Source organism: Candidatus Cloacimonadota bacterium (assembly GCA_011372345.1).
Lineage (GTDB): Bacteria > Cloacimonadota > Cloacimonadia > Cloacimonadales > TCS61 > DRTC01.
Genome location: DRTC01000139.1, coordinates 1 through 11,582 on the forward strand (window position 1 = coordinate 1; position 11,582 = coordinate 11,582).

8 protein-coding genes are annotated in these 11,582 nt (G+C 34.6%); 1 reads left to right on the plus strand and 7 read right to left on the minus strand.

What is annotated here, in order from left to right; translation table 11 throughout:
* From ENL20_02580 to ENL20_02600, 5 genes are all read right to left on the minus strand, one after another.
* A partial coding sequence (locus tag ENL20_02580) for a hypothetical protein (protein HHE37441.1) occupies window positions 1-5,957 on the minus strand: 5,957 nt, incomplete at its 3' end.
* Window positions 5,958-5,961: 4 nt separating this feature from the next.
* The gene (locus ENL20_02585; GenBank protein HHE37442.1) at window positions 5,962-6,738 is read right to left on the minus strand and encodes a type III pantothenate kinase; all 777 of its coding nucleotides are present in this window, start codon (window positions 6,736-6,738) and stop codon (window positions 5,962-5,964) included.
* 267 nt (window positions 6,739-7,005) lie between these two features.
* Window positions 7,006-7,176 (minus strand): 4Fe-4S dicluster domain-containing protein, encoded by a 171-nt coding sequence (locus ENL20_02590; protein HHE37443.1) that lies wholly within the window; start codon window positions 7,174-7,176, stop codon window positions 7,006-7,008.
* 107 nt (window positions 7,177-7,283) lie between these two features.
* Window positions 7,284-8,036 (minus strand): TatD family deoxyribonuclease, encoded by a 753-nt coding sequence (locus tag ENL20_02595; GenBank protein ID HHE37444.1) that lies wholly within the window; start codon window positions 8,034-8,036, stop codon window positions 7,284-7,286.
* Between the two features lie 142 nt (window positions 8,037-8,178).
* Entirely contained in the window at window positions 8,179-9,603 is a 1,425-nt protein-coding gene (locus ENL20_02600) for a hypothetical protein (protein HHE37445.1), read from the minus strand.
* 87 nt (window positions 9,604-9,690) lie between these two features.
* Here ENL20_02600 and ENL20_02605 point away from each other — a divergent pair, with 87 nt between their 5' ends.
* Window positions 9,691-9,996 (plus strand): hypothetical protein, encoded by a 306-nt coding sequence (locus ENL20_02605; GenBank protein HHE37446.1) that lies wholly within the window; start codon window positions 9,691-9,693, stop codon window positions 9,994-9,996.
* 458 nt (window positions 9,997-10,454) lie between these two features.
* On the opposite strand, the gene ENL20_02610 is transcribed toward ENL20_02605, so the two are convergent.
* Together ENL20_02610 and ENL20_02615 are read right to left on the minus strand one after the other, a co-directional pair.
* Window positions 10,455-10,703, minus strand: a complete 249-nt coding sequence (locus ENL20_02610; GenBank protein HHE37447.1) for a hypothetical protein — start codon at window positions 10,701-10,703, stop codon at window positions 10,455-10,457.
* A gap of 363 nt (window positions 10,704-11,066) precedes the next feature.
* A complete protein-coding gene (locus tag ENL20_02615; GenBank protein HHE37448.1) occupies window positions 11,067-11,339 on the minus strand; it encodes an RNA-binding protein in 273 nt (90 codons plus the stop codon).
* Between the last annotated feature and the right edge of the window lie 243 nt (window positions 11,340-11,582).

Genomic DNA, 11,582 nt, shown 5'->3' on the forward strand with positions numbered 1-11,582 from the left:
CTTATTGATTGTGTTATCGATTTGTTGACGGAATTATATTGTGCGTAGAAAGTAGTTTTTTCAGAATTTGAATAACCGAGAGAAATACTGCTGACAATATCATGAATCCAATTTCCATTCCAGGAAAGCAACGGCTGCATTGTATAAGATTTATCTTCTGAAGTTGGATCATCCCAATCGATCACACCTGATAATTTGTGAGTATAAACATAATTACTGGAAAGCCTTGAACTGGTTAAGATCGAACTGGCTTTTATGATCTTCTCGAATTCGGTTAAAGTAACTGTTACATTCGGGAAAACAGTTGTAATGGTCATATTACTTGCACTGGCATATCTTTTGGAGAGGTCTTTTGAATATTTGAAAGTAGTAGTGAGATTATTTAAAATTGGATATCCTGATGAAATATCATAACTATAACCGACTTCCTTCATTCTGATATCACTTGAATCGGGATGAACAAAATCTTCATGCAAGATATGGGGAAATCCGAGTTGATATAAAAATTCAGGTCTATCTTCTCTCTTTTCATAAGTCGTACCATAATCATTATTATAATTGAAGGAGATATTATCGAGTCTGGAAATTAATTTCAAAGAAGTTTTAAAAATATTAATACTTTTTTTCTTCCCTGTTTTTTCAGTATCCTCTTGGTCTTGTTGATCTTGTTGCTCTTCATCTGGCGGGGAGTCATTTCCCGATCGTTCTTCCTGTTCATCAGATTCAAAATTTTCATCATCATTTTCATTATCTTCAATATCTTCTTTTTCTTCATCAGGGTTATCGGGCTTGAATTCAGGCGGATCATTTATGGGAACGGACTCTTTATCTTCTCCTTCAGGATCCGGGTAATCCGGATCATTTTCCGGTATGGATTCTTCATCCTTTCCTTCCGGATCAGGGTACCTCAAATTATTTTCCATTTCATCTTCATCAGGCGGATCTTCGTTGTCTTGCGAGTTCCTGTTTTCCTGATCTTGGCTTTGTTCATCTTCGCTTTTGGCAGCTTCAATTTTTGCTAACCAACCGGAAAGAAGTTCTTTGTTTTTTAAAGTTATTGCTCCAGATATATCTCTGGAAACTCCACCTTCATACTCAAATTTATCTTCTGTTTCATCTCCTGATTGAGAAAGTAATTTATGCTCATCATTGTACTGAACATCAGTATCCACCCTGAAAGTAAATATTTTATCAAGATGATTTGGATCATAACCCAGAGTTACTGTTTGAGTCCTGTTTTTTTCCTGACCAAGCGGGAATTTATCCCATTCGCTTTTCAAAGTCAGGTCTCTTTTTGTAGTGAGTTTGTAAGTTGATTGTATGTCGGAAAAAATGTCATACTTGATGAAACTGTCTGTACTTAATGTTTTAATATCATTAGTCCCACTTGCCCAAGTCCAATGAGGAATTGTATCAGCATAAGTTTCCCAACGCCACCTTCGTGGAAATTCCGCTAAATATGTAATTGTATTATCAAATGAATTCGGAAAAAAATAAAATTTGTATTCCTGTTTCTTTCCAAACAGTTTGATCCCTAATTTTTCAACCGGCAGATCTAATTTATAATTATGAGTCGCGCCGTATTTAAAAGTAGTATCAGCGTTTGTTGCTTTTAAAGTCTTGCTGTATTCTGCATATACATTTCTGATGGAAGTATTTTTCAAAGTATATGCCAGAATTTTGCTTTTTGGAGTTTTATTCATACCATAACTGAAATCTGCTCTATAACTCAAGGTTTTATCTGTTTCCCTTTCTTTTTCTTCTTCTGTCAGGTCCTCTCGAAGAATATCGGAATTTGATTTGAAGCGTGGGATCCCGAGAGATTGGTTTCTGCTTAAGGCAAGAGGTAGACTGAATCCCCATTCAGCAGGCAGAAATTTATGTAAATTATATCTATTATTGATAGTAAGAGAAGTTGTTTCCTTTGAAGATGTCGAGTATGTACCGCTTCTGGTGGTTGAATTCTGAAAATTATCGGTCTGCCAGTTCAGAGAAATATCGAGAGTTGAGAAATCGGCAAAACTGGTATGAAAAGATGTACTGGCAGCGTAACCTACATCCTCATAAGGATCAACAACACGAATATCATCAAAGTAAATGCGACCGGTAAATTCATCTATTGCTCGAATACCGAGGGCAATTTGTTTGATAACGGATAAAGTCGGCTGCTGACCGTTCTTCTCTAACATTCCGATTTTATAATCACCTTTTTGGTACCAGCTGTAATCTCCTTCAACATGAATACTATCGGAAACTCCGGCACGGGTTTTCAAAAAAGTCAGATCGGAAAAATCAATCTCAATAGATTTCCAACCGCTCGAACTCATTTTATCAGCATAATCGAGTGCTGTTTGCGGATAAATAATTTCATAGTAAAGAAGGGAATCAGCTCCGAGCCTGATGATCAAGTCATGTTCCAGGTCGGATATTCCTCCGGAATTTGCTGGTTTCTCGGGATAGATCCAAAATCTGATCTTATTGTAACCGAGCAGATTGTAAGATTCCTGAAAATCTTGAAAGGCAATTCCGACATGATCGGGTTGTAAATTTTCATAATCTATGATCAATGATTGTTCTAAAGTAATTTCCCCGCTTTTTTTTATAAGCGTTCCGGGGGCGGGAGTATAATGCGGATCTTTCTGATTATCAGCTAATCCGACCAACATGGTTTCACCGTTGCTTTCCAGTTCGAAAGGAGAAATATAATTGTTTTCTTCATCTTTAATTGCTGCTTCTTCCCATTTATTTCCGACCAGATCAAGATTTACCATCTGTACTTTTGAAATATCGGTTACTTCAAACCAGATACGAGCATAACTAATTTTATCAAGGTTTGGATATCTTCCGCCTTCATTGGAAACTATTCTGTAATTATCTGCATCGTTCAAAGGAATACGATATAATTTCCAACCATTGAACTCACTCTGCAGATAGGAAGAGCTCGTATCCTGAAGAGAAAGAGAATATTCAAGATAAACATCGAGATCATTCAGTGATCCATTATTATCAAGGTCTTCCGTATCGAGATCGCTATTCCGTTCTGTACTATTTATGTTTGGATAATCCCCTAACGAGTCTTTATCATTATTAAAATCATCAAAAGGATCATCTCCAGGATCTCCATTTCTGATCATATCAAGTCCGACATCCTCTTCTCCATCCAGTCGTCCATCTTTATCTCCGCCATACAATCCGTCTTCCATATTGAGGACACCTTCACCACCATATTCGGTATAAAAATCTTCGTTTATGTCCCCCAGATCGAGATGCATGACCACATCTGTCGAGTAATTATCATCAACTTTCACCAAAACTTCAAAATATTTCTTCTTGGAAAAATCCAATTGATTCCCGACATATTTCATTAAACCTGCCCAGTATTTATTCTCAAAACCGGGATTTCCAATTTGAGGAGGTTTGATCTTACAGGTCAGAACGCTTATTTTTTCCTTTTCTTCTTCTGCTGTCAGGTTATCATAAACTTCTCTTGCCAGGATATTTGTGGGATTATACCAGTTAATTGCCGCTTTTCCAAAATTAATATCATACGGTTTACTTCCGTAAACCCATGATTTCCTGGTCACTCCCAAAGGAAATGATTCGAGGATAGATTCCATATCATCAACATAAGCTTCTTTAATATCAGATTGTTTGGGATTTCCCCAAATTCTTGGTAAACTCATGGCAAATTCACCATTCAAACTCATCCTCGAATCTTCATCGGTTTTTATTAAAGGAAGCCAATCTACGATTTTCGTCAGAAACGGAGCTTCATACTCGATCCTACCATCAAAATCTGCCAGAATAATACTTCTGTTCTCACTACCGATCTTTGGTCTCTCTTCGGAAACTTTCTCTGCTTGGTAAAGAAATGTCCCACCTATCTCCAAATTTTCATTGAACTGCATATCTGCCCTGAGTCCCATCAGGGTTTTACTTTCGACTGAAAAAAGAGGTTTGAACTGGTAGGATATTTCAATTTCAACTTCTGCATCTTTTCCTTCTGCAGTTAACATGGTTATAGTTCCAAAATCGTAATCTACAATGTAGTCGGTGTTTTCTTTTAAAGTTCTCTGATTTGATTTAGGACCGATCTTAATAACAACACTTCCAGGTAAGAGCCCCATTTGTCCGAGTTCGATTATATCCCGTCCGATCTTGCCTTTTATTCCCATATAAATAAAAAAGTCTTCATAACCGATATTGCTGATATCTTCCTGGTAAATGATCGGTTCTCCAAGTGGATTGAACGGTTCGATAAACGGAAAGATCACATGACCGGAAGAAAGATTTATCGTTGCATCATCACCGTTTATTTTAACATCACCATTGCTGTCTAATCTCAAATAATCATTATAAGTTATTCTACCCATGGAACCTGTGTCTATGGAATCAGGAACAAAGAAATTCTTGGTGTTATCTGCATTCAAATTAAAAACATCGATGCCGAAACCATCATTTTTCACACCTTCCATTTTTGAACTATAATAAATATTTCTAACCTGTAATTTCCAATAGGGTTGATCACTGACAGTTTCATAATCCTGATTGCTTTTACGGAGCAATTTTACTTCCACAGGTGAAGATGTATAATCTCCGATCACTGTTCCGTCATGCTGAGTATAGGCAATACCGATCGTATATTTTTTATCGATATTCATATTCATGATAATGATTCCGCTGTCATAATCCACAGAATAATCTGTTCCTTCTATTAAAGGCTCGAATAGATATACTTTTTCCGGATGATCGATTTCAATACCATCGGTTTTCCCGATGACTTCACTGGCATTTGTATTATCAAGAAATAAATGAATTGTTCCTTCCTGAGGTAATAGATTTTGACCTGAATTGGAAATGTACCAGGAACCATCGGAAGCTGTTTTGATCGCATTATTTGCCCAACCTTCAGGAAGACCGTCAGAAACTATATCAACCTCTGTATATAATTCATAAAGTAAATATGGATCAGCAATAAAATAATGTGTACGCATGACATAATCTTTAGTTTTAACATCGCTGGAATCTGCCTGTGTGTTACCAGTCCATTTTTGAGTACTTTTTTTAGTCTCGTTTTTAGCGATGAAAGTTTTTAATTTTAAACTACCAAATTCCATCTCGCTTCTAACACCGAATAATCCTTCCGAAGATGCCGGAGAACTGAAACTCGAACCGGTCAAAGAAAGAGAGATATTACCGGCATCGATAGTTTTCACGACTTCGTCATCATAACCTTCATAGTTTATTTTAATATCACCCGGTTCAGGCAGGATTTCGTCTTCTGATGAAGAATGCTGATCAACACTTACATGAATTTTATCTCCAATCGTACCTCTTAATCTCAAGTTCAAATCCTGCCGCATTTGCAGATCAAATTGCTTGCTTTCATTATCATTCTCATATTGGGTCATATTCTTTCTTTTGGTGCTGCTGCCGGAAAATGTCAATTTCTGACTGCCATCAAGACTTAATCTACCTGCTTGTCCGTCTTTTACACCAAAGATTGTATCAACAACTTTTGTGCGAGCAGCAGGAGGAAGTTTAATTACGATTTCCGGAATTAAACCCTGTCCCTCTGTTCTGTCGTCCTGCTTGAGAAGGTCTTTGCTTTTAGTTTCCAGGAAAAAATGAAAAATTCCAGTAAAATTATTTTCAAGATATCTATCAAGTGAAAGATAGATTGGCGGATAGATATTATCTTCGTCATTGAATCTGTAAGTTAATTTCACGAGTCGGTTATCATAATCTACTTCTTTAGTAGTCAGAGGATTGAAATTTGCAAGGAACAAGGCGTTATCGCGGGAAATTGAGAATCCTTTCTGCAATTTAAAAATATTTATTTCATTATATTCCAGATGAGGAACACCTTGCAGGTATAAAGGAGGTAATGATATCAAAGCAGATGATATTGAATACAGCAAAAACAGGATAAGAAAAAGGAATATTTTTTTCAGCATTTATTTATAAAATCCGGCAAATATAATTAAGCCCGTTAAGAGTCAGCTCTTTATCTATTATATCGATCTCTTTTGAGTTTTTGCAGATCAGGTCGGAAATACCACCGGTAGCAATTGCTTTAATTTCTCCAAGTTTTTTATATGCTGAACGAATTTCTCTTATAAATCCATCGATCATCAATGCATTTCCTGTTAAAATTCCTGATAATAGAGCATCTTTTGTAGTTGTTCCCAGAATATTTTTTGGTGAAACAAGTCGAATATCCGATAAAAGAGATGCTTTCTTTATCAAATTGGAAGAGGAGGTTATTACTCCGGGAGAAATTACAGTTCCATAAAAATGACCGTCTTTCCCGATCAGTTGAATAGTTGTGGCTGTTCCAAAATCACAGATGATGCAATTCGTCTGATAAAATTCTCTAGCTGCAAAAGCATTAACGATCAGGTCTGCGCCGATAAAACCAGGATCTTTCATAGGAAAATTCAAACCGAGATTCGAATATGCATCAACCTTGATCAAAGGGCATTTCAGATATTTTTTAATTAGATGAGAGTAAACATGGGTCAGTTCCGGAACAACAGAAGCGAGTGCTATTTTTTTTATATTATGCAGATCAAAAGATTTTTCCAAAAATAAGAGTTTAATCATAGCGAAATATTCATCTTCAGTTCGGAAGTTATCAGTACCAAATCTCCAGGAATGGATTAATTTATTTTGCTGATAAACACCCATAACGATATGAGTATTTCCAATATCTATGACAAAATAGCAATTTTCCATAATATTAAACTCAATATAATTTCAGTATGGTAAATATAAAAAATATGATTTACTTTTTTTTCCAGTTGTAAACTGTCAAGCAAAGAATAAATGAATCCCATCAACCTCATATTTTCTTCTTTTCTATGGATATTTTATTTTGTCCGAATTTTTTAGAATGTTTTTGCAAGTCAATAAAAGAATAAATATGATGTTATTAAATATTTAGACATACAAAAAAACCGGTAAGGTTCATGTCCTTACCGGCATCAAATCCTGAGTGATTGTTTATAAAGAAATTGCCTCAACCGGACAAGCTTCCAGACATGCACCACAGTCAACACATGTTTCTTCATCAACTTTTGCTTTGTCATCGACCATTGTGAGAGCTTCTACCGGACATGTTTCAATACATGCTCCGCAACCTGTACAAGTTTCTTGATCTATTACTACAGCCATTTTTCCTCCTGATTTATATTGATTGGGGCAAAAAAATAAAACTCTTTTTTTCTTACAAGTTTTTTTTCTAACTTGTTATCGTAATTCAGATTGGGATTAAATCCCAATCAACTTTTCAAGAAGAATTTTTGAGCATTTCGGAAGGTAATATCTGCAACCTGTCTGGGAGAGATTCTTCGGATCTCAGCGATTTTCTCTGTGATATAGTGCAGATTCAGAGGAGAATTTCTTTTTCCTCTGTTAGGAACTGGACTTAAAAACGGAGAATCCGTTTCAATGAAAAATCTGTCTTCAGGAACCATTCTGATAACATTTTCCAGAATGCTTTTCTTATAAGTTATCGAGCCAGTAAATGAAATGAACCAATCATGAGCAATGATTTTTTCAGCAAAGATTTCATCTCCTGAAAAACAATGGAAAACAACTTTTGGGGGATTGAATTTTTCCAGGATTTGCAGGCATTCTTCATGTGCATCACGATCATGTATAACCAGAGGTAAATTCATATCCATTGCGATCTGAATCTGTTCAGAAAAAACCTTTTTCTGAATTTCCTGTGGAGAAAGATTGCGATAAAAATCCAATCCGGTTTCCCCGACAGCAACAACTTTCGGATGTTTTGCCAGCTTTAAAACAACAGCTTTATCAAACTTCTCCGCATCGTGTGGATGATAACCGACGGTCGCATAAATCTGTTCGTATTCTTCTGATAATTTGATACTTGCTTCCGAAGTCTCTTTGTCCAAACCAATATTAATGATGTATTCGATCCCTGACTGGAAGCATCTCTTTATTAATTCAACTCTATCTTTGTTAAAATCTTTAAAATTGAGATGAGCATGAGTTTCAAAAATTTTCATATTTCCCTTTTTTACCGCAGAGACGCGAAGACGCAAAGTGAATTTATTCGACTCGTAAGTAAAGCGACGAGTCGAAATAAAGATCGGATTGATGAATTAGCGTATCCGGTTTCGAGTCGTCGTTCCTTACGACTCGAAATTATTATTTTTCTGTTTCGGGATACAAGAACATCATGATCAGATCGATCTTATAATTTTTATCGAGATGATAACGGATTTCAGCCATATCATAAGTTTCAGTTTGCGGATCATCTGCGATCAAATAACCCTTGAATTCTATGTAACCATTCACTTTTTTAACATCTTGCAGATCAAAATAAACATTCCTTTCTTTCCAGAAATAATTCAGCATCAACAGAAGATTTGCATAAGAATAGATTTCATATAATTCGCGCGATTTTCCGTTTACAACAAGAGTGGTCGGGACTCCATCGTGAATTAAGAAAAAATTCAACAATCTCGTTCCAATCGTTCTATGTTCATAAATAAGTTGAGCCAGAAAGGGAGCTATGTTTTCTGTCTCTTCATCTGTTAAATCGGATAGATCGATCGTATCGTTTGTTTTCAAGCGAACCTGTTTTCCCGACATTTCAAAATAAGTATCCGGAACAATATTTATTCCATCTTTTGTCTCTTGTTCAGAGCAGGAAATATCAGCAGAGAAATTATCCCTAAAAGGTGGTTTTGTCAAAAAATATTTTCCTCCAAGAATTTGGATATGATGATTTGGAAATTCTTTTTTTAAAAACGAGTTTACATTTTTGATTTTATTATGAAGCAATTCCTTGGTCTGTTTTTTCTCATAATAATTGCTGATATATTCTTCCAGAGAAAGTTCTGATATTGGTCTTTTATAAATTTTATCTTCAATTTCAGGAATGATTTTTGTTTTAATTTCCGGGAAACCTTTTTCTTTTTTCCGAGGTTTCGGTTTAATGAACTTTTCTGCTTCGATTTTTTTCTGTTCTTTAAGCAATTGTCTTAATATTTCTGATTGTGGAAATAAAAATTCCAGGATGTCTTCTTCATCTGAATAAATTCTTACTCCAAATCTTTCTTTTCTTGAAAATGATTCGATTTTGTTCACATTAAATCTATCGGTCTGATAATTCTTAAAAAGCGATGTTAAAGCAGTTATATCATTCTGATTTGAATATAAAAATGAGATTTGGGAAAAGTCAATGAAATCTTCCAGAAAAATAAAATCATCGCTATTCAAACGGTAAACAAAATCCTCGAGAAAACTTGTATAAACTCCTAATTCAGGAGATTTAAAAAAATCTGAAAAGGGGAGTATTTCCCGTTGTTCAAAAATTTTCCAATCCTTCCATAAGTATTCAACATGTATTGATTTTTTACTTTTACTTTGAAATTGCTTGGAAATTTTCTCCCGGGTAATCACTGAAGGGAAATTAATTTTAAAATCCCATTTCCTGATCCAGGAGTTATAAAGTTCATATTGATAGTCAGTTATGAAATCTTTTGCCTGCGGTTCAAAAGCCGTCAAAAAAGCAGCAAATCCAAAAATAAACAAAACGGAAAAATATTTTTTCATTTTATTTGACATTCTATCCTATTATTACATTTGTGGACGAGTAATTTTCCAAAGAGAAAAAGGTCAATAAATTATGGATTTTTTTTAAAGGAGAGGAAAATGATGCGGAAAGAAACTGATAAAGAGAGAATCAAAGAATTCTACGACTTGGTGGAGAATCCTTTTATTTTACGAAAATACCATAAACCTGTTCTGGTCTATGATATCGAGGGTGATAAAATTCGCTATTCACTCTGGGAAGAAGAATTGTTGAATAGATTTGGATTGAAAAATGTAGATGGTTGGGATGCGACTGAAGACTTGATCTTCTGTCCGGATTGGATGCGTGACGATATGGATGATGAAGGCGAAGATATCAATGACTATGATGATCTCGACCTTGATCTTAAAGGTTTGGATATTTGATTGATTTAAGTTAGTTGCCTTTTTTGAGTTCACAATTCTCGTGAACTTTTTTTCCGTTTACTTCGATAAAAGCAGTATCTCCTTTATTCCAGAAAACCAGATTTCCATCGCTGTATCTGAAGTCAGAATGTATAAGTAATCTCTTCCCATCGAATAAATTCGATGGTTAATGTTTTTAACATTGAAGTTAGGTACTATCAAAAAATTGAAATTCAAAGTCATATTTTATCTCAACTCCTTTAATAATACTACTTTTTCCAACTAAAATGAAGTGGGAAATGTTAGGTATTAATTAATTCTTTTGCTTTTTCTGCGATTTCTCCAGCATATCCTGCACAATCTCCACAATAAAGACCACAGTATGCGAGAAGCAATTCTTTTTCGTTCATCCTTCCTTCTTTCCGTATTTATTCATTTTTCATCATTCGCTGTTCAATATTCTCTTTTTTCTCTCATCGTCAATATTCGATCCTTATTCCTAAATGATTTAAAAGAGAAACAACTTCCGGCATAGAAAATTTCGCTTTTTCGATCTTATTATTCAGAGGATTTATCGAGTAATTTTTTGCGTTTTGGAAATTGGCATTCTCCAGATTAGTATTTTCAAAGATAGAACCTTTCAGGTCAGAGCAGGTGAAATTGGAATTTGTCAGATATGTTTGATAAAAATCTGAATTATGTATCCGGCAATCTGAAAATTCAGTGATTCAAACCTTCAAGGTTTGTCAAACCTTGAAGGTTTAAAAAACTATTATTTATCAGATTTGAAAAACTTTCATTTTCAAAAAAATCGTTTTTTAAAATATCCTGCATTTTATCTTACGAATACTGAAACACACAGAAAATTTGAATATTTTCCTGTGTGTTTCAGTCGAAACAGAGCGAAGTTGGTTAGAGAATAAAAGCTTTGAAATTCCAACACAATAAATATGTGAAATTAAATTTGAAAGGTTATTAGTTTTAAAGAAATTATTTACGAAAAATTAACAGTTCTGCTTTGAAAACCTCCTCTTTGAAAACTTCCTCAACGATCGTGCATAAATGATCAATGAAAACACATTTGAATGCTTCTAATATCGTTGTCTCCTGCGAGGACGATCTTCTTTGGGTCTTGCTTCATTAACCCTGAGTTCTCTATCATTAATTTCTTTGCCATTAAGATTTTCAATGGCAGCCAGACCTGCTTCATTATCAGTCATTTCAACAAATCCAAAACCTTTTGAACGACCTGAATCTCTATCTGTGATTATCCTTGCACTTTCTACAGTACCGAATTCAGCAAACAGATTTTTCAATTCCTCTTCCGACATCCGAAAAGGGACATTTCCTACATAAATGTTCATTTTTTCTCCTCTAATGATTTTACGAAAATTAGACAGTAAATTTGATTTTATCTCTCTAATTCAAGCTATGTTTCCCTTAATTTTTTCGATATTATTCTGTCAACAGATTTCAAAATTATAAATTATTTACAAATTTTCCTAGTTCATTTTTACTAAAAAGAGAAAAGTTTTTAAAAAAATCGTGCTTGACACATATTTCGGAAAAAATTCTTTACAAACAAAATTATTTTATTGATTTTAAAA